24 protein-coding genes and 1 tRNA gene are annotated in these 24,910 nt (G+C 63.2%); 11 read left to right on the forward strand and 14 right to left on the reverse strand.

Annotation, left to right across the window (positions count from 1 at the left end):
* The first annotated feature begins 320 nt into the window (after window positions 1-320).
* Both AXW84_RS26680 and AXW84_RS26685 read left to right on the forward strand, forming a co-directional pair.
* On the forward strand, window positions 321-683 hold the full coding sequence (locus AXW84_RS26680) for a helix-turn-helix domain-containing protein (RefSeq protein WP_442905548.1): 363 nt from the start codon (window positions 321-323) through the stop codon (window positions 681-683).
* Window positions 680-1,378: an IS630 family transposase gene (locus AXW84_RS26685; RefSeq protein ID WP_082773711.1), complete on the forward strand. Its 699-nt coding sequence runs from the start codon at window positions 680-682 to the stop codon at window positions 1,376-1,378. Before AXW84_RS26680 ends, AXW84_RS26685 begins: the two co-directional genes overlap by 4 nt.
* On the opposite strand, the gene AXW84_RS25320 is transcribed toward AXW84_RS26685, so the two are convergent.
* Together AXW84_RS25320 and AXW84_RS22625 are read right to left on the reverse strand one after the other, a co-directional pair.
* Complete coding sequence (locus AXW84_RS25320; RefSeq protein ID WP_157887199.1) at window positions 1,293-1,850, reverse strand: hypothetical protein; 558 nt, start codon at window positions 1,848-1,850, stop codon at window positions 1,293-1,295. The two genes, AXW84_RS26685 and AXW84_RS25320, sit on opposite strands and share 86 nt — an antisense overlap.
* A gap of 17 nt (window positions 1,851-1,867) precedes the next feature.
* Window positions 1,868-2,539 (reverse strand): HAD family hydrolase, encoded by a 672-nt coding sequence (locus AXW84_RS22625; RefSeq protein WP_068238687.1) that lies wholly within the window; start codon window positions 2,537-2,539, stop codon window positions 1,868-1,870.
* A 111-nt stretch (window positions 2,540-2,650) separates the two neighbouring features.
* Here AXW84_RS22625 and AXW84_RS22630 point away from each other — a divergent pair, with 111 nt between their 5' ends.
* A complete protein-coding gene (locus AXW84_RS22630) occupies window positions 2,651-3,367 on the forward strand; it encodes a 3-ketoacyl-ACP reductase (RefSeq protein ID WP_068238689.1) in 717 nt (238 codons plus the stop codon).
* A gap of 81 nt (window positions 3,368-3,448) precedes the next feature.
* On the opposite strand, the gene AXW84_RS22635 is transcribed toward AXW84_RS22630, so the two are convergent.
* Window positions 3,449-4,462 (reverse strand): IS701 family transposase, encoded by a 1,014-nt coding sequence (locus tag AXW84_RS22635; protein ID WP_068230834.1) that lies wholly within the window; start codon window positions 4,460-4,462, stop codon window positions 3,449-3,451.
* 251 nt (window positions 4,463-4,713) lie between these two features.
* A tRNA-Met gene (locus tag AXW84_RS22640) sits at window positions 4,714-4,786 on the reverse strand.
* A 151-nt stretch (window positions 4,787-4,937) separates the two neighbouring features.
* Here AXW84_RS22640 and AXW84_RS22645 point away from each other — a divergent pair.
* The 5 genes from AXW84_RS22645 to AXW84_RS22665 all read left to right on the forward strand — a co-directional run bounded on the left by AXW84_RS22645 (window position 4,938) and on the right by AXW84_RS22665 (window position 10,025).
* Window positions 4,938-6,203 (forward strand): TCR/Tet family MFS transporter, encoded by a 1,266-nt coding sequence (locus AXW84_RS22645; protein ID WP_068238691.1) that lies wholly within the window; start codon window positions 4,938-4,940, stop codon window positions 6,201-6,203.
* Between the two features lie 44 nt (window positions 6,204-6,247).
* The gene (locus AXW84_RS22650; RefSeq protein WP_068238693.1) at window positions 6,248-6,694 is read left to right on the forward strand and encodes a hypothetical protein; all 447 of its coding nucleotides are present in this window, start codon (window positions 6,248-6,250) and stop codon (window positions 6,692-6,694) included.
* A gap of 570 nt (window positions 6,695-7,264) precedes the next feature.
* Window positions 7,265-7,639, forward strand: coding sequence for a BlaI/MecI/CopY family transcriptional regulator (locus AXW84_RS22655; protein WP_068239933.1), 375 nt, complete (start codon window positions 7,265-7,267; stop codon window positions 7,637-7,639).
* Window positions 7,640-7,641: 2 nt separating this feature from the next.
* Window positions 7,642-9,408, forward strand: coding sequence for a M56 family metallopeptidase (locus AXW84_RS22660; RefSeq protein WP_068238695.1), 1,767 nt, complete (start codon window positions 7,642-7,644; stop codon window positions 9,406-9,408).
* A gap of 50 nt (window positions 9,409-9,458) precedes the next feature.
* Window positions 9,459-10,025, forward strand: coding sequence for a hypothetical protein (locus AXW84_RS22665; RefSeq protein WP_068238697.1), 567 nt, complete (start codon window positions 9,459-9,461; stop codon window positions 10,023-10,025).
* A gap of 5 nt (window positions 10,026-10,030) precedes the next feature.
* On the opposite strand, the gene AXW84_RS22670 is transcribed toward AXW84_RS22665, so the two are convergent.
* Window positions 10,031-10,552 (reverse strand): DinB family protein, encoded by a 522-nt coding sequence (locus tag AXW84_RS22670; protein ID WP_068238699.1) that lies wholly within the window; start codon window positions 10,550-10,552, stop codon window positions 10,031-10,033.
* A 204-nt stretch (window positions 10,553-10,756) separates the two neighbouring features.
* Between AXW84_RS22670 and lysA the strand changes: the two genes are divergently transcribed.
* A complete protein-coding gene (gene lysA, locus AXW84_RS22675; protein ID WP_068238701.1) occupies window positions 10,757-11,962 on the forward strand; it encodes a diaminopimelate decarboxylase in 1,206 nt (401 codons plus the stop codon).
* Window positions 11,963-12,071: 109 nt separating this feature from the next.
* Here the strand turns inward: lysA and AXW84_RS22680 are convergent, their stop codons facing one another.
* From AXW84_RS22680 to AXW84_RS22700, 5 genes are all read right to left on the reverse strand, one after another.
* Window positions 12,072-12,689 (reverse strand): Hsp20/alpha crystallin family protein, encoded by a 618-nt coding sequence (locus AXW84_RS22680; protein ID WP_071892455.1) that lies wholly within the window; start codon window positions 12,687-12,689, stop codon window positions 12,072-12,074.
* A gap of 188 nt (window positions 12,690-12,877) precedes the next feature.
* Complete coding sequence (locus AXW84_RS22685; protein ID WP_068238703.1) at window positions 12,878-13,948, reverse strand: chorismate mutase; 1,071 nt, start codon at window positions 13,946-13,948, stop codon at window positions 12,878-12,880.
* Between the two features lie 79 nt (window positions 13,949-14,027).
* Window positions 14,028-14,873 carry a prephenate dehydrogenase gene (locus AXW84_RS22690; protein WP_068238705.1) on the reverse strand — a complete coding sequence of 282 codons (846 nt, stop codon included), beginning with the start codon at window positions 14,871-14,873 and terminating at the stop codon, window positions 14,028-14,030.
* Window positions 14,874-14,968: 95 nt separating this feature from the next.
* Window positions 14,969-16,180 carry a pyridoxal phosphate-dependent aminotransferase gene (locus AXW84_RS22695; RefSeq protein ID WP_068238707.1) on the reverse strand — a complete coding sequence of 404 codons (1,212 nt, stop codon included), beginning with the start codon at window positions 16,178-16,180 and terminating at the stop codon, window positions 14,969-14,971.
* A gap of 196 nt (window positions 16,181-16,376) precedes the next feature.
* Window positions 16,377-17,246, reverse strand: a complete 870-nt coding sequence (locus AXW84_RS22700; RefSeq protein WP_068239935.1) for a prephenate dehydratase — start codon at window positions 17,244-17,246, stop codon at window positions 16,377-16,379.
* Window positions 17,247-17,686: 440 nt separating this feature from the next.
* Here AXW84_RS22700 and AXW84_RS22705 point away from each other — a divergent pair, with 440 nt between their 5' ends.
* A complete protein-coding gene (locus AXW84_RS22705) occupies window positions 17,687-19,792 on the forward strand; it encodes a M13 family metallopeptidase (protein WP_068238709.1) in 2,106 nt (701 codons plus the stop codon).
* Window positions 19,793-19,980: 188 nt separating this feature from the next.
* On the opposite strand, the gene AXW84_RS22710 is transcribed toward AXW84_RS22705, so the two are convergent.
* Window positions 19,981-20,844, reverse strand: a complete 864-nt coding sequence (locus tag AXW84_RS22710) for a pirin family protein (RefSeq protein WP_236943204.1) — start codon at window positions 20,842-20,844, stop codon at window positions 19,981-19,983.
* Between the two features lie 80 nt (window positions 20,845-20,924).
* Window positions 20,925-22,286, reverse strand: coding sequence for a Gfo/Idh/MocA family protein (locus AXW84_RS22715; protein ID WP_082774068.1), 1,362 nt, complete (start codon window positions 22,284-22,286; stop codon window positions 20,925-20,927).
* Window positions 22,287-22,437: 151 nt separating this feature from the next.
* On the opposite strand from AXW84_RS22715, the gene AXW84_RS22720 reads away from it, so the two are divergent.
* Window positions 22,438-23,508, forward strand: a complete 1,071-nt coding sequence (locus AXW84_RS22720) for an NADH:flavin oxidoreductase/NADH oxidase (protein ID WP_068238711.1) — start codon at window positions 22,438-22,440, stop codon at window positions 23,506-23,508.
* A 102-nt stretch (window positions 23,509-23,610) separates the two neighbouring features.
* Here the strand turns inward: AXW84_RS22720 and AXW84_RS22725 are convergent, their stop codons facing one another.
* Both AXW84_RS22725 and AXW84_RS22730 read right to left on the reverse strand, forming a co-directional pair.
* Window positions 23,611-24,030, reverse strand: a complete 420-nt coding sequence (locus AXW84_RS22725; protein ID WP_068238714.1) for a hypothetical protein — start codon at window positions 24,028-24,030, stop codon at window positions 23,611-23,613.
* Between the two features lie 72 nt (window positions 24,031-24,102).
* Window positions 24,103-24,888, reverse strand: a complete 786-nt coding sequence (locus AXW84_RS22730) for a bestrophin-like domain (RefSeq protein ID WP_157887200.1) — start codon at window positions 24,886-24,888, stop codon at window positions 24,103-24,105.
* Between the last annotated feature and the right edge of the window lie 22 nt (window positions 24,889-24,910).

Consider the following 24,910-nt stretch of genomic DNA (forward strand, 5'->3'; position numbering starts at 1 on the left):
GGCCCCCTTTTTTACGCATAATAAAGTCGAGCTTCTGTTACCCCGTTATCTCTGTAGCATAGCAGAGTTTGTTGAAAAATCTTCAACTCTGCTAATAGTTGTCCGCTGCTTAAAAAGCTATAATCAGGCGGATAACACGCTTCGTATTTTCTTTCTAGTGCTTAGTCAGGGGAGTTTTTCGAACAAAAAGAGAGGCAGGTCGTTGCCGTTGAATGGGAAGACCACTCACACCATTTATCCTGTCATCGGCTGATCGCCTGACTATTGAAAGCTTAACGCGCAAAGGCCGGCACGCCGGGCGCACAGTCCAACGCGGGCGGATGCTGTTGCGGCTGGCTGATGGGGTGAGCGGCTACCCTGTCGGGGCTGAGTTGGGTTGCTGCGTGCAGACGGTATATCAGGTGCGCCGCCGCTACGTCGAGCAGGGGCTGGCCACGGCGCTCGGCGAGGCCCCGCGCAGCGGCGGTCCGCGGCGCTTTGACGGGGCGGCCCGCGCCGCGCTCACGGCCCTGGCCTGCACCCCGGCTCCGATAGGGCACAGTCGCTGGACCCTGCGCCTGCTGGCCGACAAAGCCGTAGAATCGTGCCTGGTGGACACCATTTCGCACGAAACCGTGAGCCAGGTGCTCAAAAAAACGAGCTACAGCCCCACCGCCAGCAACACTGGTGCCTGGGCGAAATGAACGCCGCCTTCCTGGCCCGTATGGAAGACGTACTGGCCGTCTATGAGCGGGTCCACGACCCGCAGTTTCCGGTGGTCTGTTTCGATGAACGCCCTTGCGTGCTGCACGGCCAGCCCGTCGAACCGCTGCCGCCTGTGCCGGCCCAGCCCGCAGTGGGCGAGCGACCCGCCAAAGTCGGCCGTCCCCGGCGCGAAAGCAGCACGTATGTGCGTCAGGGTACGGCCTGCCTACTGGCGGCCTTCGAGCCGGGCACGGGGCAGCGCCTGGTCGAGGTGTCGGCCCGCCGCACCGGGGCCGACTATTGCCGCTTTATGCAAGCGCTGGACGCTGCTTACCCCCAGGCCCAGAAAATCGTGCTAGTCCAGGACAACCTCAACACCCACACCGATGCCGTCTTCTACCAGCATCTGCCCGCCGCCCAGGCCCGCGCCCTAGCCGCCCGCTTCGAGGTCCACTACACACCCAAAAATGCCTCCTGGCTTAACATGGTCGAACTCGAACTATCGGCCATTGCCCGCCAGTGCCTGCACCAGCGCATTCCCACCCAAGACGAACTGCGCGCGCACGTCGACGCCTGCGTGGCGGAGCGCAATGCCCGGCGAGCAACCGTCAACTGGCAATTTTCGCTTGACAAGGCCCGACAGAAACTCTCCCGCCATTATCAAAAGGTTTGTGCAAATAATTCCCCTGACTAGGCACTAGTTCTACCCACTGTTTAGCAGCTTCACTTTCATTATGTAAGGTAGCTATTCGTAACACTTGATTCGCAATGCTAGAATTATCTGGGGTTGCACCATGAAGTACTTGAGTGTAATAGGTCGGTCTTTCAGTCAATTTATTTATAAAGTTTTCGATTGTTGACAAATATTCGTCAACAGTATGCCAGTGCGCAGTGTCTTCGCTCTTATCGTGAACATCATAATCGATATCTTGAAAAATTGACAAATCAATGTCCAATATTTTACTGATTTGGGTTGCTTCAGCAAACTCGCCATAGCCTCCAATCTGTTCAAAAAATTGGGATAGCCTTTCCGGAAACTCATTTTCACATTTTACCTCCGTATTTGGAGAAATATAATAATCCATTCCCATAGTAACAGAGACTAAACGTGAGGAATTTTGCTCTTCAAAATTACTGCTCATAACTCTCAAAATGGTCTGGCGCAAGTTTAGAGTAGCTTAGCTTACCCCACCAGCTCCAGCACGTCGCGCACGTCGCGGATGTGGTGCTGGGGCCCCAGGGCCATACAGGTAACCGCGTCGCCGAAGCCGTAGGCGGCCCAGCAGGCGGGCACGCCGGCGCTGCGGGCAAACAGCAGGTCGGAGGGCGTGTCGCCGATCATCAGCATGGCGGCGGCGGGCGTGCCCTCGAAGTGCGGCTGCACCACCTCGTAGAACATGTCGGGGGCCGGTTTCAGGGCCATGACCCGGTCGGGGGAGCTGCCCTCGCCCACGACGAGCGAGGCGTAGCGGCGCAAGTCGAGCCGGTCGAGCGACGTGCCCAGGGTGACAATGTTCTTGTTGCTGACGTAGGCCAGGCCGTAGCCGGCGGCTTGCAGCTCGGCCAGCACCTCGGGGGCCCCGGCGAAGGGCTGCACCAGCGGCTCGCCCTCGGCGGCGTAGATGGCGCGGTAGGCGGGCACCCAGGCCGATACGTCGGCGTCGGCGCCGGCGGGGTGCAGCATGTACAGGATTTCGAGGGTGGGCAGGCCCAGCGTTACCACTTCATCAAGGGCGGCCGTGGTGGGCACCGGCGCGCGGTGCAGGCGGAATACTTGCTGGAGGCTGTGGTAAATGGCCTGGCGGGTGTCGCACAGGGTGCCGTCGTAATCGAAAAGCAACGTGGAATAGGGCATGCGCAAAGAAACGGCGCGCTGGCCCCGCGTGGGGCCCCGGCGCGCCAAGGTGAAGCACTGAAACCCCCGGGGGGGCCAACGGTTATACGGGGGCCCATCAAACGAAAAAACATGGAATCCCTCAAAGGAAAAATTGCCCTGGTGACCGGCGCCGGCAAAGGCATCGGCCGCGCCACGGCCGTGGCCCTGGCCCACGAAGGCGTGCACGTGGGCCTGCTGGCCCGCACCGAAAGCCAGCTGCAAGAAGTAGCTCAGGAGCTGCAGGCCCTGGGCGTGAAAACCGCCGTGGCCGCCGTCGACGTGGCCGACCGTGCCGCTGTGGAAGCGGCGGTGGCGCAGGTGCAGCAGGCGTTGGGGCCCATCGACATCCTCATTAACAACGCTGGCATCGGCACCTTCGCTAAGTTCCTGGAGATGGAGCCGGCCGACTGGGAGCACATCATCCAGGTGAATTTGATGGGCGTGTACTACGTGACGCGCGCCGTGCTGCCGGGCATGATTGCGCGCGAAACGGGCGACATCATCAACGTGGCCTCCACTTCGGGGCAGCGCGCCTCAGCGGGCAGCAGTGCCTACAGCGCCAGCAAATTTGCCCTCATGGGCCTCACGGAAGCCCTGATGCAGGAGGTGCGCAAGCAGAACATCCGCGTGTCGGCCCTTACGCCGAGCACGGTGGCCACGGACCTTGCCATCGGCAGCGGCCTCACCGACGGCAACCCCGATAAGGTGATGCAGCCCGAAGATTTGGCCGAGTTCATGGTGGCCCAGCTTAAGCTCAACCGCCGCATCTTCATCAAGGAAGCTGGCATGTGGAGCACCAACCCGTAAGGAATTGGTCTAAACAAGAACGGCCGGGGCCCCAAATTGGCCCTGGCCGTTCTTGTTTAGACATTGTTTTATTCATAGGGCTTACGCAGGAAGGGGTAGTATTACAGGGAAAGGAGGATTTTGGAGCTGTTGGCGCAGAAACGCCGACCAGGGCTGCTGATGGGCTTGGTAAATGGTTTGGCCGATGGCACGGGCGTGCTGGCGCAGCGACACCCAGGCCAGGTAGCAGCAAGTGAGGTGGTTGCGCTGGGCGCTGGCCTTGCGGCACTGGCATTTTTCGGAGCCGGTGAGCTGTTTGAAGCTGCGGTGGAATTCCTCCGCCTGCCAGCGCCGCTGCACGGCTTCAATGACCATTTCGCGGCTCAGGTGGGCGGCCAAGTGGTTGGTAACAACCCATGCAATGCTGCCGTCCGTGGCAACCAGCTTGAAGAGTTTTACCGCAAAGGGCACTTGTTGCAGCCGCACTTCCACGCCCTGGCTCCAGCCGCTGGCCGGCGGTTCGAGCGTGTCCAGGCCCTGGTAGCCGCTTTCTTTGCTCAGGCTCACCAAGCGGTTGCTTTTCAGAGTAGTGAAAAACGTCCAACCGGCCCGGTGAATCTGCTTCAAATTCGCGCTGGCCGCATACCAGGAGTCGAATAAGACCGTGCGCGCCAGCAGCTTGTCCTCGGCCACGACCTGCGCAAACATGGCTTGGAAGTGCTCGTTCTTGGTCAGCCCGTCGGCGTCCGGGGCGTAGACGCGGAAATCCAAGGGCAAAAAGTCGCCGCTTTCGCCGCTGCTGTGTACCAGCTTGACCAAGCCGATGCCCGTGACCGGGCCGTGCACGGTGCCGGAGTACTGCCGCTTGGCCACTTCGATGAAGCGACTGTAGCGCTTGTCCTGGACGCTGTCGTCGACCAGCAAAAAAGCCTCTGGCGAATCACGCAGCAGTGGCAGCACCAGGGCCCGCAACTGGTTGGCGGAAAAGGCGCTGTTGCGCAAAAATCGGTTCACCTCGTCGTGGCTCACGCCCGGCAGATGCGCCGCCAGGTGCGTGCACGTGTAGTTGCGGGGTGTACTGAGCAGATAATCAATGTGCTTTGCTTGGGTCAGCATGGCTCATGGGTTTACCTCAAAGTAGCACCTTTGCGTAAGTCCTGATTCAGTAAAATGGCCATACTGAGCGAAGTCGACGCATCTCTCCCGCGTAAGTAATTCAATCAGCAGGATTATTGCCGCGAGAGAGATGCTTCGACTGCGCTCAGCATGACCGCTCTGAATGCTTTTAAACCAATTTTAAACAGCTTCTCAACGCCCAGCGGGCAAAAAGAAAAGGCCGTTTTCCTGTTGGAAAACGGCCTTTTAGGTAGCGGGGATAGGACTCGAACCTATGACCTTTGGGTTATGAGCCCAACGAGCTACCAACTGCTCCACCCCGCACTGTTTGTAATACAAAGGTAATACAAATTTTAAGAAAAGCCGCAGAATGTGCGCAATTGGCGCGGCCAATGGGCCGAAACGGTGAGTATCAGCGCGAAAAAATGCAACGGCGGGGGCGGGGCGGCTACTTTTGCGGGTCTTTTCGCTGCTTATGCCCGCTCCTAGCTCTTCGCCTCGTCCCGCCGCCCTGGGTTTTATTTTCGTCACCGTGCTCATCGACGTGATTGGGCTGGGCATCATCATTCCGGTGTTGCCCAAGCTGCTCGAGCAGCTCACGGGCGAGGGCATCAGCCGGGTGTCGGAGTACGCGGGGTGGCTGTCTTTTGCCTACGCGGGGGCCCAGTTTTTGTGTGCGCCGGTGGTGGGGGCCCTCAGCGACCGGCTGGGGCGGCGGCCGGTGCTGCTGGCCGCGCTGCTGGGCCTGGGGCTTGATTACGTGTTTCTTAGCTTCGCGCCCACGCTGGCCTGGCTATTTGTGGGGCGGGTGCTGGCGGGCATTACCGGGGCCAGCTTCACCACGGCCACGGCCTACATCGCCGACATCAGCACGCCCGAGAAGCGCAGCCAGAATTTTGGGCTGGTGGGGGCGGCCTTCGGGGTGGGCTTCATCATCGGGCCGGCGCTGGGCGGGGTGCTGGCCACCTGGGGCCCCCGGGTGCCGTTTATGGCCGCGGCGGTCCTGAGCCTGGTCAACTTCTGCTACGGCTACTTTGTGCTGCCCGAGTCGCTGCCCGCCGAGCGGCGGCGGCCCTTCGCCTGGTCCCGCGCCAACCCCGTGGCCTCGCTGCTGCGGCTGGGGCGCTACCCGGTCATCCTGGGGCTGGTAGCTTCGCTGGTGCTCATCTACTTAGCGGGTTCGGCCACGCAGTCCGTCTGGACGTTCTATACCATCTACAAGTTTGACTGGGGCACCAAGCTGGTGGGCTACTCGCTGGGCGCAGTGGGCTTGTTCACGGCCCTGGTGCAGGGCGGATTGGTGCGCGTGGCCATCCCGAAGCTGGGGGCCCCGCGCGCCATTGTGGTGGGCCTGCTGTGCTACGCACTTGGTTTTGTGCTGTTTGCCTTTGCCACGCACGGCTGGATGATGTTCGCTTTTTTGGTGCCGTACTGCCTGGGCGGCATTGCGGGGCCGGCGTTGCAGGGCACCATTTCGGGCCAGGTGCCGCCCACCGAGCAGGGCGAGTTGCAGGGGGCCCTCACCAGCCTCCTTAGCCTCACGGGCGTGGTGGGGCCCCTGTTTATGACGCACTTGTTCGCCGCCTTCACTGGGCCCGGCGCGGTGGCCGAGTTCCCCGGGGCCCCATTTGCGCTCGGGGCCGTGCTTACGCTGGCCAGCGCCGCCCTGGCCGTGCGCACGCTGCGCAAGTACCCCGCGGCCACTGCGGCGGCCTTGGCGGGGGCTCCCGCCCTGCATTAACTTTGGCGAAGACCCAGTTTAGCTATCCTTTTTTATTCGTTTTTATGTCCATACCCGATACGCTGCCCTTGCTTGATGTCGTGCACCGCGCCGACCTCGGCATTCTGGTGGGCCGCTGGGGCTACCAGCCCGACCCGGCGGCCCTGCCCGCCGCCTACGAGTGCCTGACGGCCCACGCCCACGCCGCCAACTGCCGCTACTGGCTGCAAGACATCCGCCGCCGCGCCTCCAACGACCCCGCCACCACCGCGTGGCTGCTCGGCGAGTACTTCCCCGCCATGGCCGTTCGGCTCGGGCCCCAACTGTGCGTGGCCTACCTCACTAGCCCGGCCCTGCACCAGGCCATACGGGAGGGCCCCGGGTTTGCCGACGTGGATGCCTACGAGGGCCGGCCGTTTGCGGTGGCATTTTTCGGCGACGAGGGCGCGGCCGTGGCCTGGCTGTATGCGCAGCAACAAAGCCAGGGCGCGCCCGGCGGGTCCGCAATTTAAATAAGGAGCCGTTGGGGGCCCAACGCGTGCGGGTAAGTAGCACAGGCCGGTGCCCACCCGCGTCAGGGTACCGAAAAGCCGCCAGAAGTGCCTGTCGGATAGTTTGATTGCTGTTATGAGTTTCCGCTACCGCGTTTTGTCGTGCCGGCAGCCATTACGAGGCAGTGGGTAGCGGGCACCTGAAAACGCCCGTGGCTGTTGACGAGCCCTCACGCTCGGTTGACAAACGGTCGCAGCCTGCCCAAGAACCTACAGAAAGCAGCCTACTGGCGCGTTTGCCAGCCCAGGGCGGTTTCGTATTCCGTGTACAGAAATCGCCGCCGGAACCTCACGGGGGCCCAAAACTGCTCTAAATCGGTCGCTCATAGTCGAATCCGCGTCCTAAGGCGGAGTTCGGCAGCGGCCACGCCCATTTTAGAGCCATTTTATGGGCGGCGGGGGCGGGGTAAGGTGCCTTAAGCATGCCTTTCGTAAAACAGGCCTAGCCAGCGGTGATAAAAATATTTCGGGCGAAGAGGAACACTTATTACGATTATTTCGTAGATTTACGAAACAATCGTAATAATGCTGATGGAACGCCTCACCCAACCCGAAGAAGACGCCCTGCGAGCCCTGTGGCCCCTGCCCGGCGGGGCCTTTGTGAAGGATGTGCTCGACGGCCTGCCCGCCCCGCGCCCGCCCTACACCACGCTGGCCAGTACCCTGCGCAACCTGGAGCGCAAGGGCTACGTGCACGCCGAAAAGCTCGGCAACTCCTTCCGCTTCAGCCCCTTGGTATCGGCCGAAGACTACCAGCGCCGCTCGCTGGGGGCCCTGGTGAAGGAGCACTTCCGGGATTCGTATAAGGAGCTGGTATCCTTTTTTGCGAAGGAGGAAAAGATCAGCGCCGCCGATTTGCAGGACATTCTCCGCCTCATCGAGGGCGGCGATAAAAAGGCCGAGTAGCCATGCCGTCCGCGCCCCTGCTCTACCTGCTCAAGGCCCACGCGGTGCTGCTGCTGTTCGCGGCGGCGTACTTCGGGCTGCTGCGCCCGCTCACGTTTTTCGCCCTGAACCGGGCGTACCTGGCGTTTGCGCTGCTCTTTGCCGCCGCCTACCCGGCCCTGCCGATGCCAGCGCTGTGGCCAGCCGCCGCGCCCGCGCCCGCCGTGGCCTGGGTACTGGCCGAGCTGCCCGCCGGGGCCCCCGCGGCGGCACTTCCCGCCCCGGGGCCCGACTGGCCGGCGTGGCTGCTGGCCGCCTACGCGGCCGGGGTGGCGCTGCTGCTGGGCCGCCTAGTGGTGCAGCTGCTGTCGCTGGCGCGGCTGCACCGGGCGGCCCGGCCCGCCGGGGCCCCCGGCGGCGTGGCGTACCGGCAACTGGCCGGCGGGGGCGGCCCATTTTCCTTCGGCCGCACCATCTACTTGCCGGCGCCGCACCCGGCCCCCGCCGAGCTGGCCGCGGTGCTGGCCCACGAGCAGGCCCATGTGCGCCAGGCCCACACCCTCGACGTGCTGCTGGCGCACGTGGCCACGGCCGTGTTTTGGCTGAACCCGGCGGTGTGGCTGCTGCGCCGCGCCCTGCTCGACAACCTCGAATACCTAGCCGACGCGGCCACCCTGCGCACCGGCCTCGACCGCCGTGCCTACCAGTACAGCCTGCTCCGGTTGGGCCCCGCCGCGGGCAGCCCTGCCTTGGTGTCGCCCTTCTCGCTTTCCACCCTCAAAAACCGCATTCTGATGATGAACCAGCCCGTTTCCAATCGTTTGCAGCTGCTGCGCTACGCCCTGGCGGGGCCCCTGGTGGTGGCCGCCGCGCTGGCCTATTCGGCCGCCCACGCGCAGCCCGCCCCGAATCCAGCCACTCCGGCTGATGAGTCGTTCGCCATCACCAACAATGCCGGTACCACGGTGCTGAAGCTAGCCGGCCCGGCCGCGTACTACGTTGATGGCCAGGCGAGCAGCTACGCTACCATCTCCCAAGTGAACCCAGCCGCCGTGGCCAGCGTGCGCGTAGTGCCCGCCAGGCAGGCGCGCCCGCTGCTAGGAGCCAACAAAAGTGCCTACGTCATCACTACCGAGGCCAAAAAGGCGGAGCCCGCCGTGGTGGCCTTCAACGAAAAAGTGCGGCGCGTGGCCCCGAACCGTATGGGAATTGACGGCCAGGGTGTGGGAACGCTAACGCGCAACGGGGGCCCCGAGCCAACCCCTGTCGCGCAAGTGCAAGCAAAGCCCACAGCCCCTAAGCAACCCGTTTACTACGTCGACGGTAAACTGGTTGGCAGCGAGTTAAACAGTGCCGTAAAGCCAACGGATATTGCCAGCATCGATGTGCTGAAGGGGGCACAGGCTAACGATTTTCTCGGTAGTAATCCCGGAGCGGATGGTGTGATCCTCATCACTACTAAAGCCGGCGAGCATTTACCGGAGGTAATGGCGTTCAATGCCAAAGTGCAGCGCCAAGTGCCGGTGTACGCATCCATTGCTCCTGCGAATGCCACGGTGGCGGGCCCCGCCCAAACGGCCCCGTCCGCCGGCCGCGAAGTATCTATCAGCTACGTGGCGGCGCCGGCGCTGGCCTACATCACCAAGAATTACCCCGACAGCCGGATTACGGGCGTGATGGAGACGAAAAACGCTAAAACGGGCCATCTCAATTACCGAGTGGAGGTGACGAAGGGCCGCCGGCCACAGTATGCAGTGTTTGACACCCAAGGCCAGCCCGTGACCGAGTAATTTACAATTTCTCCTTTTCCCATTTCCACCCACGCAACTTATTCATTCCCATGCATAACCAACTCATTTTCGCCTGTTCGTTGAGCTTACGCCGTGCCCTGGTGGGGCCCCTGGCTGTGGCGCTGGCCTTGGGCGCCGCCGGGGCCCACGCCCAAACCGTGACGCCCACGGTGGTGGCCAACGAACCCAAAAAGCCGCTGCCGGCCGACGTCGTGTACTACGTGGACGGCAAGCTGGCGGCCCCCGACGCCCTCAGCGCCATGAATCCGGGTGATATTGGTTACATCAACGTGCTAAAGGGCAAGCAAGCCGAGGAATTGACCGGCAAGGCCACGGGCAGCGGCGTAATCCTCATCACCACCAAAAGCATGGAGGGCTCACCAGAAGTGCTGGCTTTCAACAAGAAGCATAATATTGTATTCACGGCTGCTTCACCGGCTCATACCGCTGCCGAAGCAGCCGTGCGTGAATACATCAAGCAGACGTACCCCAACGCCAAGTTGAATTCCATCTACGAGGATAAAAAACAAGCTGGGTATTACGCCGCAGAATTTGAAAACGGTGGCAAAACGTACAAGCTGTACTTCAACGCCCAAGGCCAGCCGGTGGCCCAGTAGGGCCCCTAGCCGGCCAAAATGCGGGCCGTAACGAGCAGCTGGCCCACGTGGCGCTGGGTGTGCTCGGCGGCGTGCACCAGCAGGCCGATGACGGTGGACGGCAGGGCGGCGCGGCCCACCGGGCGGTAGTCGGTCAGCGTGTTTTCGGGGGTAAGGTGCAGCTGGGCCAGGGCCTGCTGCACTTTATCCCCGAAGGCTTTTTGCAGCGCTGCTACTTGCGCAGCAGGAGCCCCGGCATCGGGCGCGGGGTGGCCTTCGGCGGCCAGGTAGGTGAGCTGGGCGGGGCTTAGGGGCTGGTATTGGGCGTAGGTGAGCATGCGGTCGAGCACGCCGGCCAGGTGCTGGAGGTGGAAGCCGACCGAGGCCACGCCGGCCGGCCGGGCCCACAACTGGGCGGCGGGAAAAGGAGCGAGGGCGGCGGCTACGTCGGCCTGGGCTTGCAGCAGGGCGTGGGCCACCGGCTGAAGCAGCGGCGGTACGGCGGGCAGGGGCCCCCGGAGCCACACTTCGGGCAGGGTATCGGGCATGAGCTAGGGAAGAACAGGAGCAAGTTTAAAGTAAGGAAAGCTGTTTTTGGCTATTATACTCGTCTGGCGCCCGCTTGTAAACGCAGCTCTCCTGCGGCAGCAACCATTCACTCAGTGGGAGAGCTGCTTCGGCAAACTCAGCATAATCCGAAAAACAGCTTTTTGAATCGTTCGGCGGGCGGGGCGGCCGTACTTTTGTGGTCTATGTCCGCTACCATCCCCGCCGAAAGCCTGTTGGCTGCTGCCGAGCAGTTTGGCACCCCGCTCTACGTGTACCAGGCCGAAACCATCGCCCGGCAGTTTCACCAGTTGGAAACGGCCTTTACTGGCCACTCCACGCGCTTTTTCTACGCTTGCAAGGCCCTCAGTAACCAAGCCATTCTGCGCCACATCCGGGGCCTGGGCGCAGGCCTCGATTGCGTGAGCCTCAACGAAGTGAAGCTGGGGCTACACGCCGGCTTTGCGCCCGAAAATATCCTTTTCACGCCCAACAGCGTCACGTTTGAAGAAATTGTGGCCGCCAAGGACTTGGGCGTGCACTTGAACATCGATAATATTTCGATGCTGGAGCGCTTCGGCACCACGTACGGCGGCAGCTACCCGGTGTGCATACGCCTGAACCCGCACATCGAGGCGGGCGGCAACTACAAGATTTCCACCGGCCACATCGACAGCAAATTCGGCATCAGCATCCACCAGATGCGCCACCTGGAGCGCGTGGTGAAAGGTACTGGCTTGAACGTAAAGGGCCTGCACATGCACACGGGCTCCGAAATAAAGGACGTGGACGTGTTCCTGAGGGCCCTGGACGTGCTTTTTGAGGCCGCCCGCCGCTTCCCCGACCTGGAGTTTCTGGACTTGGGCTCGGGCTTCAAGGTGCCCTACAAGCCCGGCGACGTGGCCACCGACATGGCCGAGCTGGGCCGCCGCGTCACAGCGGCCTTCGCCGAGTTTGAGAAGGAGTACGGCCGGCCGCTGCAAGCCTGGTTCGAGCCGGGCAAATACTTGGTGAGCGAAAGCGGTTTTCTACTGGTGCGCGTGGCAGTGGTGAAGCAAACGCCGGCCACGGTGTTCGCCGGCGTCGATTCGGGTTTCAACCACTTGATTCGGCCCATGTTCTACGACAGCTACCACCACATCAGCAACCTGAGCCACCCCGACGGCCCCGAGCGGGTGTACACCGTGGTGGGTAATATCTGCGAAACCGACACCTTCGCCTGGGACCGCCGCCTGCCCGAAGTGCGCGAGGGCGACCTGCTGGCCTTCCACAACGCTGGGGCCTACGGCTTCGAGATGAGCAGCAGCTTCAACTCGCGCGTGCGCCCCGCCGAAGTGCTCCTCGAAAACGGTGAGTTGCGGCAAATCCGCCGCCGCCAAACGTTCGAAGATTTGCTGGCCGGCCAGGAATAACGGCGGCGCGGCCAGGGCCCGCACCACCGTTTGGGCCCCGGCCAGATACCAAATAAGAAGGGCGCTCCAGCTGGAGCGCCCTTCTTGCTCATAACCGGTTAATTAACAGCTAGTTGACCGTGTTCGCGGCCAACTGGGCCTTGCCTTTGGCGCTGCTGGTGGACTGGGAGCCGCCGGCGCTGGCCGCGCTGGCCGCTTGGGCGTTGGCTACCCGGGCGCTGGTATCTTGCGCGCCCTCGGCGGCTTGCTGGCTAAGGCGTTCCGGTGCGGGCCCGTTGGCGGGCTGGCTACCCTTCACCTGGATTTGGTGGCGCATGGTCTTCTGCTCGTCCTTGGGCACCGTCACGTGCAGGATGCCATCCTCAAAGGTGGCTTCGATTTGGCTCGGGTTCACGGTGTCGGGCAACTGAAACGAGCGCTGGAACGAGCCGTAGGAGCTTTCCACCACGTGGTAGCGGCGGTCGTTCTGGTCGTTGCGGAAGCTGCGCTCGCCCGAAATGGTCAGGCGGCCCTGGCGGAAGTCTACTTTAATGTCGTTTTGCTTGAGGCCGGGCAGCGCCACCTCCACTTGGTAGCCCTTTTCGGTCTCGTAAGCGTCGACCTGCGGCGAGAACGCCGCCACCCGGCTCCGTCCTGCCACCGAATCGTTGAAGAAGCGGTCAAGCATGGTGGAGAATGTCTGCGGCACGAGGTTCCCGAAGGAATCCTGATACGTTTGAATGGCCATGACGTGAAAAAGTTAAGGTTAGAAAAAAGGTTGAGAAGGATGAAAGTCGTTGCCGACTTAGGGATTTTTACGAACCTGATTTTTCCCGGGTTTCAAAAAAAAGTGTTCTTAATGGCCATTAAGAACACTTTTTTTAAATTTTTTTGCCGGCCGCGGGTCGGGCAGTGGCTGGGCCGCCGCGCCGGTGCCTAGCCGTTCATCACCCGCTCCTGGCGCATCACCGACTCCAGGTGTACGGCTTCCATGTAGCGCTCCACGAAGTCTTCGGTGAGGCCTACTTGGGCCCCCTGGCGCTTACTGCGCTCCATGATTTCGTTGAGGCGGGCGGTTTGAAGGATGGTGATATCGTTTTCTTTCTTGTACTGGCCGATTTTTTCGGCCACGGCCATGCGGCGGCCCAGCAGCTGCATTACCTCGGCGTCGAGGTTGTTGATTTGCTCACGCAAGCCGGCCAATGCCGTCAGGAATTCCGCCTTGTCGGTGGTTTCGTGGCGCCACACCAGGTCGGTGATGAGCTGGCCGAGCACCTCGGGCGTAATTTGCTGCTTGGCGTCGCTCCAGGCGTTGTCGGGGTCGATGTGGCTCTCAATCATGGTCCCGTCGAAGTCCAGGTCCAGGGCCTGCTGGGCCACGGCAAACAGCGTGTCGCGCCGCCCGCAGATGTGGCTGGGGTCGTTGAGAATGGGCAGCTCGGGCATGCGGCGCTTCATCTCGATGGGCAGGTGCCACATCGGCGCGTTGCGGAAATCGGTATTGCCGTAGCTCGAAAAGCCGCGGTGAATCATGCCTACTTGCTTCAAACCCGCCTTTTGCAGGCGCTCGATGGCGCCCACCCACAGCTCCAGCTCGGGGTGAATGGGGTTTTTTACCAGCACTGGAATGTCCACGCCGCGCAGGGCATTGGCAATTTCCTGCACCGAAAACGGGTTGCCGGTGGTGCGCGCGCCCACCCACACCAGGTCCACGCCGAAGGCCAGGCAATCCTCGACGTGCTTGGCGGTGGCCACTTCCACGGCCACGGGCAGGCCGGTCAGCTCGCTGGCTTTTTTCAGCCAGGGCAGGCCCTTGGCGCCCACGCCTTCGAAGCCGCCGGGCTTGGTGCGCGGCTTCCAGATGCCGGCGCGTAGGGCCTGCACTTTGCCGATGGCTGCTAGGCGCTGGCAGGTTTCAATGACCTGGTCTTCGGTTTCGGCCGAGCAGGGCCCCGAAATCAGGAACGGCTTGTCGTTGGGTTGGCGGTTGAAGAGCTTGTCGAACATGGGTTTGAGGAGATGGATTGTTTGCGGAGGGAATAACTAGCCGCATTTGTGCCGGCTTGTACCTTTTATTACTAAATTATTAGGGAATGGTCTTGCGGATGTGGTTGGCTTGGTGAATTTTGTCGGTCAGGCCGGCGTAATCTTCCTGGGCCAGCAAGTCGCGCAGGTGCTGGAGCTGGTGCAGGTGCTCGTCGAGCACGTCGAGCACGTTGGGCCGGTTCTGGCGGAAGATGGGCACCCACATGGCCGCCGAGCTTTTGGCCAGCCGCACGGTGGAAGCAAAGCCGCCGCCGGCCAAGTCGAAGATGCGCTGCTCCTCCTTTTCTTTCTCCAACACGGTGAGGGCCAGGGCAAACGAGGTGATGTGCGAGATGTGCGACACGTAGGCTGTGTGCAAGTCGTGGGCTTGCGCGTCGAGGTAAAGCAAGCGCATGGGCAGGGCGCGAAACAGCTTTTCGACCAGCTGCAGCGCGTCGGCGTCGCTGTGATTGGTGTCGCAGAGTACCACCGTTTTGCCTTCGTAGAGGCCCAGCACGGCCGCTTCGGGGCCCGAATACTCGGTGCCCGCCATGGGGTGCGTGGCCACGAAGCGGCCGCGGCGCGGGTGCCCGGCCACGGCTGCCAGCAGCGTCGCCTTGGTCGAGCCCACGTCAATCACCGTTTGGTGGGGCCCCGTGGCGTCGAGGACCTGAGGCAGCACGGTTAGCATGGCGTCCATGGGCACGGCTACCACCACAAGGTCAGCGCGGCGCACGGCGGCGGGCAGGTCAGCTTCTACCTCGTCCACCAAACCCAGTTCCAGGGCCCGGCGCGCGTGCTCGGCGCTCTGCTCCACCCCGATGAGGTGCGCAGCCAGCCCGTGCTGCCGCAGGCTGAGCGCCAGCGAGCCGCCGATAAGTCCGAGGCCGATGATGGTAACGGTCATGATGAAAGGTGTGAGGATAGGCGGGTTTGTGGGTAGGAAGTTTGCAATTAAGCGGCCATGCAGCGCGCAGCGAAGCACCTCTACTGCGGCAGTAATCAATTAACCAGCGGGAAAGATGCTTCGCTACGTTCCGCGTGACGGTCTTTTTGCATTTCTATTACCCGCGCCAGGGCCTCGCGCAGCAGGGCTTCGGGCTGGCACAGGCTGGCGCGGATGTAACCCAGCCCGTTGCTGCCGAAAATGCCGCCGGGCGTCAAAAATACCCGGGCTTTGGCCAGTACGGCGTCGCTCAGGGCATAGCCGTCGGCGTAGTGGGCGGGCACGGGGGCCCAAATGAACAGGCCCACCTGGCCCGGGGCCGGCGCGCAACCCAGGGTTTGCAGCAGTTCGATGACCAAGGTTCGGCGGGCGCGGTACGTCGCGTTTAGCTCCTGAAACCAGTCGTCGCCCAGCGCCAGGGCGGCCACGGCGGCCTGCTGCACGGGCAGGAACATGCCCGAATCCATGTTGCTTTTGAAGCGAAGCACGGCGGCTAGCAAGTCGGCGCGGCCCACCAGGGCGCCCACGCGCCAGCCGGCCAGGTTGTGCGACTTGCTGAGCGAGTTTAGCTCCAGGGCTACGTCCTTCGCGCCGGGTACCGAGAGCAAGCTCGTGGGTGGCGTCTCGTTCAGCACGAAGCCGTAGGGGTTGTCGTGCACCAGCAGAATGTCGTGGGCGCGGGCAAATTCCACCAGCTCGGTGAGGAACGGTAGGCCGGCGGGCGTGCCGGTGGGCATGTGCGGGTAGTTGACCAGCATCATTTTTACGTTTGACAAGTCGGTGGCCGCCAGGGCCCCCAGGTCGGGCAGCCAGCCGGTGGCGGCGGTCAGGTCGTACTCGCGCACCTCCGCTCCACAGATTTCGGCCACGGCCCGGTAGGTCGGGTAGCCGGGGTTGGGGATGAGCACCGCGTCGCCGGCTTCTAAAAACGTCATCCCGATGTGCATCAGGCCTTCCTTCGAGCCCAGCAGCGGCAGGATTTCGGTGGCCGGGTCGAGGGCCACGCCGTAGTGGCGCTGGTAAAACTCGGCCAGGGCCCCGCGCAAGGCCGGCGTGCCCTGGTAGCTCTGGTAGCCGTGGGCGTTGGGCAGTGCCGCCGTGGCCGCCAGCGCCGCCGTCACGCTCGGGTGCGGCGGCAAATCGGGGCTGCCGATGCCCAAGCTGATGATGTTGGCCCCCGCCGCGTTGAGGGCCGCCAGCTCGCGCAGCTTGCGCGAGAAGTAATATTCGCCGGTGTGGGCAAGGCGGCTGGCTACGGAGACGTTCATATTAATTCGGTTAATTGTTTATAGGTGATGAGCTGAATTAGGTAATTAATTAGGCCGTCATGCTCATCTGATGTCCGCGTAGTCAAAGCATCTCTATTACATTAGTAATTAATCATTTAGTTAGCTAGGTAGATGCTTCGACTACGCGAACGTCAGATGAGCATGACGGCTTTGCATAATTAAATGCTATCTGTAATTAAATACTACCTGCCGACGCTTTATTCTCCGTCACCAATTCCCCGAATTCCATACTGCCACGCTGGTACGTGCCCAGCACGCGCAATTCCTCCGTTACGTGGGGCAACTCGTGCAAAAGCGTGGCCAGTTGGGCGGGGTTGTCAAATTCTACGTCGGCGTGGAAGCCGTAGTGCCAGGGCTGGCTGGGGCGCGGGCACGACTGCAACTTGCTCAGGTTGAAGCCGTGGGCGGCCACCAGCGTGAGCACCTGGGCCAGGCAGCCCGGCGCGTGCGAGGTGTAGAAATACAGCGAGGCCTTGTCGGGCGCGGTCATGGGCTGGGCTTCCGGGGCCCGCTCCAGCACCAGAAAACGGGTGTAATTATGGGGATCGTCGTGGATGGCGGGGGCCAGCAATTGCAGGCCGAATGCGGCGGCCGCCTGGGCCCCCGCCACTACGGCCACGCCCGGCGTCTGGCGCTCGGCCAGCAGCTGGGCGCTGAGGCCGGTGTCTTCGGTTTCTACCAACTGCCAGTGGGGGTGCTGGGCCAGGAAATCGCCGCACTGGCGCAGGGCCATGGGGTGCGAGTGCACGGCTTGCACGTCGGCCAGCGTGGTGCCGGGCAAGGCCAGTAGGTGTTGGTGAATGGGCAAGTACACCTCGCCGGTAATGGTGAGGTCGGCCCGTTCCAGTAGCAAATAATTAGGTAGGATGCTGCCGGCCAACGAGTTTTCCATGGCCATGAGGGCGGCGTCGGCGCGGCCGTCGGCTACCTGGGCCACCACTTCGCCGAAGGTGGCGCAGAAATTCAAGGCCGCGGCCGCCCCGAAGTACTGGCGGGCGGCTACTTGGTGGAAACTTCCCTGGAAACCCTGGATGGCAACGTGCATGGCAGTGGAGGCAAAAAACGACAATAAAAAAGGCCGCCGGAAGTCCGGGGCCTTGCTTGGTTGGGGAGGTGTGCTTTTCAATTAGCACCCGCAACGGCAGGCCCGGTTCTTCTTAAAAAAGAAGAAATAGCGGTAGCCGAAATAATAAAAAGCGGGGGCGGTCAGCATCGGATTCAAAATAAACGGGCATTAAAAAAGCGCCTCCCGAAGAACGAGCGGCGCTAGCGGTGGGCTACACGGTGGCTCGTTCTACGCGGCGGCGTAGAAAGAATAAAAGCCAAAAAAGTAGCTGGTGCGGGGCATGCGGTGGCGGGTTTGCGGCGGCAAGTTCTCAGCGAATACTGGAATATCCTAGCAGATGAAGAAAAAATATTGCCCCTGGGGCCCCAACTAACTGGCGTTAGTACAGCTTTTTCCGTCAAATATTCTACTTTCGCTACATGATAAAAGCACCTCTTCGCGCAGGTTTGGCGGCCGCGGCGCTGGCCCTGGCCGGCTGCGCCCGCAGCACCCCGGCCACCACCGCGGTGGCCCCGCCGGCCGCCAGCCCCACTACTGCCCCCGCCGCGCCCGACCCGAAAGGCGTGGGCCTCGACGTGGCCGACCTTGACCGCACGGTGGAAGCCTGCGACAATTTCTACCAGTTTTCGGGCGGCAACTGGCTGAAGAATAACCCGCTGCCCGACTACGCCTCGCGCTGGGGCCCCCGCAACCTGCTCGGCGAGCGCACCCAGAAACTGTTGCGCCAGATCTTGGAAGATGCGGCCGCCAACCGCGGCGCCGCCCCCGGCTCGAACGCCCAGAAGGTGGGCGACTTCTACGCCGCGGCCATGGACACGGCGGCCATTGAGCGGGCCGGCCTGGGGCCCCTGCGGCCCGAGCTGGCCCGCATCGGGGCCCTGCGCGACCGGGCGCAGCTGCCCGCGCTCATCGCCCACGCGCACGAATTGCAGACGGGCGTATTTTTCCGCGGTGGGGTGCAGGTGGACGAGAAAAACACGACCCGCTACGTGGTGCAGCTGGACCAGGGCGGCCTCACGCTGCCCGACCGCGACTACTACTTCAAAGACGATGCGCGCACGGCCAAGGTGAAAGCCGCGTACCGCACGTATATGACGCAGGTGTTTGGCCTGTTGGGCGATAAGCCTGCCGAAGCTGCCCGCAACGCCGCCGCCGTGGAGCGCATCGAAACGCGCTTGGCCAAGGGCTCGCGTACCCGCGTGGAGCTGCGCGACCCGCAGGCTAACTACAACCAAATGGCCCTGGCCGCCGCCCAAAAGCGCTACCCGGCCCTCGGCCCCACGCGCCTGCTGGCGGCCCAGCAATTGGGTAAGGCCCAAGAGGTAATTGTGGGCCAACCGGCGTTTTTCGATGAGCTGAACGCGGTGCTGAAAACCGAGCCGCTGGCCGACCTCAAGACCTATATGCGCTGGCACTTGGTGCGCTCGGTGGCCCCGGCGCTGCCCGCCGCCTACGCCGACGCGGCCTTCGCCTACAGCCAGGCCCTGACCGGCGCCAAGCAGCAGCCCGCCCGCTGGAAGCGCGTGCAAACCGCTACCGACCAGAACCTGGGCGAAGCCTTCGGGCAGCTGTACGTGGACCAGGCTTTCAGCCCCGCGGCCAAGCAAAAGGCCCTGGAAATGGTGAACAACGTGAAGGCCAGCATGGCCGAGCACATCCAAACCAACACCTGGATGAGCGCGCCCACCAAGGCCGAAGCCCTGAAAAAGCTGGGGGCCCTGCACGTGAAAATCGGCTACCCCGACGTGTGGAAGGACTATTCGAAGCTCGCCATCAGCCGCGCTTCGTACGTGCAAAACCTGCTGGCCGCCCGCGCCTGGGACAGCCGCCAGGAGCTGGCCCACTTTGGGGGCCCCATCGACCGCAACGAGTGGGGCATGACGCCCTCCACCATCAACGCGTACTATAACCCGCCGCTGAACGAAATCGTGTTTCCGGCCGGCTACTTGCAGCCGCCGTTCTTCGACCCCAAGGCCGACGACGCGGTGAACTACGGGGCCATCGGCGGGGTGATGGGCCACGAAATGACCCACGGCTTCGACGACGAGGGCCGCCAGTACGACGCCCAGGGCAACCTGCGCGACTGGTGGACGCCCGCCGACGCGGCCGAGTTCACGAAGCGCGCCGCCCTCGTGGGGCGCCAGTACGACGAATTTTCGCCCCTCGACTCGGTGCACGTGAACGGCAAGCTGACGATGGGCGAAAACCTGGCCGACTTCGCCGGTCTCACCGTCGTGTACGGGGCCCTGGAGAAGCAATTGCAGCAGCGCTACGGCGCGGGGCCCCGGCCCAACTTCGACGGCTTCACGCCCGAGCAGCGCTTTTTCCTGAGCTGGGCGCAGCTGCGGCGCTCCAACATCCGGCCCGAGGCCCTGCGCCAGCAAATCCTCACCGACCCGCATTCGCCCGACCAGTACCGCACCATCGGGCCCATCATGAACATGCCGCAATTCCAGGCCGCTTTCGGCTGCAAGGAAGGCAGCAAAATGACGCGCACCACAGCCGACCGGGCCGTGATTTGGTAATTGTTTTTAATTAAAATCCCGCGAATAATAAATAGACAAGGCCGTCGTACTAAGCCTGCCGAAGCAATTCTCCCCCTCGCCAATCAATTAAATTGTTTAGTGAGGGGGAGAGTTGCTTCGGCAGGCTCAGCACGAAGGCCTTACTGCTTCAATACAGCCTTATCTATTGCAGTTGCGGGGTTGCGTTGCTACCCATTCCAGGTGCCAAATTTGCCGAGTTGGTAGTCTTGGTAGGCTTGCTGGATTTCGGCCTCGGTGTTCATCACGAAAGGGCCGTAGGCCACTTTGGGCTCTTTGAGCGGCAGGGCGTGGCCGAGCAGCAGCACGCTGTCGGCGAGGGCCTCAATGGTCAGCCGGTCGCCGTCGTGGTTGAATTCCAGCAGCTGGCGGGCCTGGGTTTCGGTGCCGTTGGCGCGCAGTTGGCCGGCCACGGTGTAAAAAAAAATGGTGCGCGCCGCCGCGATGGGCAGCGTTATCCGGGCCCCCGCCGCCAAATCGAGCCAGGCCAGCTGCACGTCGGCCAGCGACGCGATGGGCCCCACGGTGCCGGCCCACTCGCCCGATACGGCGTGGATGGTGACGCCGGCGGTGGCCGTGACCAGCGGAATTTCACTGGCTTGCAGGCCGGTGTAGCGCGGGTCGGTCATCTTGTACTGGGCCGGCAGGTTCACCCAGAGCTGCAAAATCTCCAGGGGTCCCCCGGTTTCCTTGAACTCATCCGACGATACTTCGGCGTGAATCAGCCCGGAGCCGGCCGTCATCCATTGGATGCCGCCGGCCGTAATCACGCTCTCGTGGCCGCTGCTGTCTTTGTGCAGAATGTCGCCCTTCAGGATGAACGTCACGGTTTCGAACCCGCGGTGCGGGTGCGGGCCGAAGGGCAGGCCCTGGTTATGAGGCCGGTACATCTGGGGCCCGTGGTGGTTGAGGAACAGAAAAGGGTCGACGTAATCGACCGAATCGGTGGGCAGGGCCCGGTAGGTCAGCAGACCGGCAATGGGCGCGTTGACGGCCCGGTGCTGCTGCCGAACGGTGCGGATAGATGGAATCATACCTGGAAGGGTAGAAAGGGCAACGGCGCGGGGCCTGGGGCCCCGCGCCGTTGCCGCAGTGTGAGGGAAACGGGGCAAAGCTACGCCGGTTCCTCGGCGGGCGCGGGGCCCCGGAAGGCGTCCGTTTTGCCCACGCCGGCCGTTAGTTTCACGGGCCGGTTTTCCTTGGCCGACTGGTAGATGGCTTCCATAATGCGCTGGTCCTGGAGGCCTTCTTCGCCGGGCGTGTAGGGCGTTTTGTTGTTGCGCACGCACTCGGCCATGTGGTCCATTTCGAGGGCAAACTGCTGCTTATCAGGGTTGCTGGGCTGCTCGATGACCTGCTTGCCGTTGGGGGCGTGCACCAGCTCCTGCTTGAGGCCCTTGTAGGGAAAGGCCGGGTCCATTTTGATGGTGCCGGTTTCGGCGTGCACGGCGTAGCTCTTGGCGTTGAACGAGCCGTAGCCCGTCATGCACTGCGAGATGACGCCGCTTGGAAAGCGCAGCGTAAAGCTCACGTTTTCTTCAATTTCCCGGAACCGGTCGTCGCCGGGCGTGCTGTAAATCTGGGCCGATACCTCGGTGGGTTCTTCGCCCAGCAAAAAGCGCGTGGTGTTGAGGCAGTACAGCCCGACGTCGGGCAAGGAGCCGCCGCCGGCCAGGGCTTTTTTGTGGCGCCACTGCTGGTCGTGGGCCTGGTTCTGGCAGTTCATCATTTGGATGAGCTTGGTTTTGCCGTAGGTTTTGTCGCGCACCAGCTTCATGGCGGCCCGGTTCAGGGGCTCGTACTGGATGCGGTAGGCAATCATCAGCTTCTTGCCGGCCTTGTTGCAGGCGGCAATCATTTCCTCGCACTCCTTCACTGAGTTGGCCATCGGCTTCTCGCACAGAATGTGCTTGCCGGCCTTGGCCCCGCGGATGGTAAACTCATGGTGCTGCGCGTTGGGCAGCACAATGTAAATGACCTGCACCTCGGGGTTGTCCTTGAGCTGGTCGTAAGCCTGGTACGAGTAGCAGCTGCTGGGCTTGATGCCGTACTGCTTGGCGGCCTTGGCCATTTTGTCGGCGTCGCCGCTCACCAGGGCCACCGGCTTGGCGTGCTTGCACTGCCCGAAGGCGGGCAAAATCTCGGCCAGCGTGAGGTGGCCCAGGCCCACAATGGCAAAGCCCACGCGCTGGTCGGGCGCGTCGGGGTTGGGAAACGGGCCGGCCTTGGGGTCGGTGGGGGCCTCCAGCGGCGGCAGCTTGATGTCGAGGTCGCCGGTGGGCGTTTGGGCCTGGGTGCCGAAGCCGCTCAGGTCGGCGGCTTCGGCAGCGGCCAGGGGCAGGGCCCCGGCCACGGCGGTGGCCAGCAGGCCGCGGCCGGCGTGGTTGATGAACTGGCGACGCGAGGCAGCGGTGGCGCCCAGCGCGGGGGCATCGGCCCCGGGCACGAAGGCCGGGGTGGAAGATTCTTGGAACATAACGCGAAAAGATTGGAAGATGAGGAGCGGCTTGGCTGTACGTGCCGGGCCGGGGGTCGCGTTGCTACGGCTGGGCTTGGAATCCCTAAAAAAACCCGGGGGCCGGTTGGGCCGTTGCGGGTATCTGATTGCTCACTCCGAACACCTTTCCATGCCCTCCCTCTTCGATTCTTTCGCCCTGCGCGGCGTCACCCTCAAAAACCGCCTCGTCGTGTCGCCCATGTGCGAGTACAGCAGCGTCGACGGCTTCGCCAACGACTGGCACCTGGTGCACCTGGGCAGCCGGGCCGTGGGCGGCGCCGGCCTCATCATTTTTGAGGCGGCCGCCGTGTCGCCCGAGGCCCGCATCACCTCCGACGACCTGGGCATCTGGAAAGACGAGCACGTGGATTTCCTTCGGCGCATCAACGCGTTTATCACGGCCCAGGGCAGCGTGCCCGGCATCCAGCTGGCCCACGCCGGCCGCAAGGCCAGCACCTACACCAGCTGGAAAGGCAGCGGCGCCGTGCCGATGACGTTCGGCGGTTGGCAGGTGGTGGGCCCCGGCGACGTGCCCTTCGCCGACGACTACCCGCGGCCGGTGGCCCTGGATGCGGCGGGTATCCAAAAAGTAATCGCCGATTTTCGGGCCGCCACGGTACGGGCCCTGGCGGCGGGTTTCCAGATTATTGAAATCCACGCCGCCCACGGCTACCTGCTGCACGAGTTCTACTCGCCCCTCAGCAACCAGCGCACCGACGAGTACGGCGGCTCGTTCGAGAACCGCATTCGCCTGACGGTGGAAGTGGTGCGCGCCGTGGGGGCCCTGCTGCCCAATCACTTGCCGCTGCTGGTGCGCATTTCGGCCACCGACTGGACGGCAGGCGGCTGGACCATCGAGGACTCGGTGGAGCTGGCGAAGGTGCTGAAAGCCGAAGGCGCCGACCTCATCGATACGTCTACGGGCGGCAACGTGCCGCACGCTAAAATCCCGAGCACGCCCGGCTACCAGGTCGAGTTTGCCGAGCGCATCCGCCGCGAGGCCGGCGTGGCCACCGGGGCCGTGGGCCTCATCACCACCGCGGCCCAGGCCGAGGAAATTGTGGCCAGCGGCCAGGCCGACCTCGTGCTGCTGGCCCGCGAGGAGCTGCGCGACCCCTACTTCCCGCTGCACGCCGCCCACGAGCTACGCGCCGACGTGGCCTGGCCCGTGCAGTACGAACGCGCCAAACCGCGGCACTAAGCGCCTATTTGGATGGCTTTTAAGCGACGCTTTTAGAGCATAAAACAGGGGCCCTGGGTAATGCCTGGGGCCCCTGTTTTATGCTTTAAAAGCGTCTTTGCGCTACCGCGCCAACACGGCTTGCGTGAGCCAGGCTGCGGCGTCGTCCTCGTTATCAAAGGTCTTGTAGGTGTTGCCCAACTCGCGCGAGGCCAAGGCGAGGCGCGTCATGCTGACGCGGGCAAAGGGACTTTCGGCCAGCACTACCGCGCCGTAGCGGTAGCCGCCCTCGCGGATGGCGCGTGGCAGCCACTCATCCACCAGCCAGGCGCGCTCGGCGTCGGAGTAGGGCACCATTTTGCGCTGGTCAATGAGCATTTTGCCCCAGCCTCGCCGCACCATGGCTTGTAGCACGTGCGTGAGCAGGGCCCGGAAGGCCACTTCCTCGCGCGGGGCGGCGTAGTAATCGAGCCGCAGGTAGTTCAGGGGTTCTTCCCAAACGCGCCCCGCGGCATTTTCAAAATAAACAGAGCGAGAAGCCATAGAAACAAAAAGAAGAGCGCCGCCCATCCGCGCTAAACTACAAAACGGCGCCTGGGGTTTGGGCCGGGCCCGCTAGGGCCCCCGGCGAATGACGGCTTCCACGTTGGTGAGGTCGTCGTAGTCGGGCGTCACCACGCCGCGGCCGGGGTTGTCGAGGTCGCGGATGGTGGTGACGAGCACGGCCACCGCGACGACGAAAATGATGGGAATAATCTGGCTGGGGTAGTCCTGGAAGCGGTTCATGAAGCCAATCATAAAGCCCATGGCCAGCGAGAGCACCACCAGCGCCACCAAAATGGTGCGCGGCGTGCGCTCGCGAAACGTGTAGAGCAGGGCGAAATAATTGGCGTTTTTGGCGGCCGCCAGCGTCAAAATCTGCTGCACCACGGGGCGGTCCGCGGGGGCCCCGGCCAGGTGGGCCAGCAGGCCGGCGTCGAAGGCCTGGTTGAGCGAGTCGGCGCGGTGCACCAGGCGCAGGCACTCAGTGGCGTTGGGGGTGGGGTGGGCCAGCTGGTCGCGCAACGACGCCAATAAGTACCTCCGCACCCGGGCCCGCAGCGCCGGCGGGTACAGCTGGCTCTGGCGGTGCAGGTCGGAAATGCTGTTGGCCTCGGCGTGCACCGTGGCGTCGCGGGTTTTGACGGCCGTGCCCGAGGCCACCATCGTGAAGGAAAGCAGCAGGCCGAACATGCTGAAAATGCCACCTTCTACGCCAATCGGCTTCCAGGCCCGCCCGTGGCGCAGGTACTGGCGCTGGGCCAGCCAGCTGCCCAGGTACACGGCCAGGCCCAGCCCCACGGGGTAGATGAAGGTGGCCCAGTACGAATCGACGACGGCCAGCCAGGCGGAAGCAAGCAAGAGGAACGGCATAAGCGGGCCG

Source organism: Hymenobacter sp. PAMC 26628 (assembly GCF_001562275.1).
In the GTDB taxonomy this organism is placed as follows: domain Bacteria; phylum Bacteroidota; class Bacteroidia; order Cytophagales; family Hymenobacteraceae; genus Hymenobacter.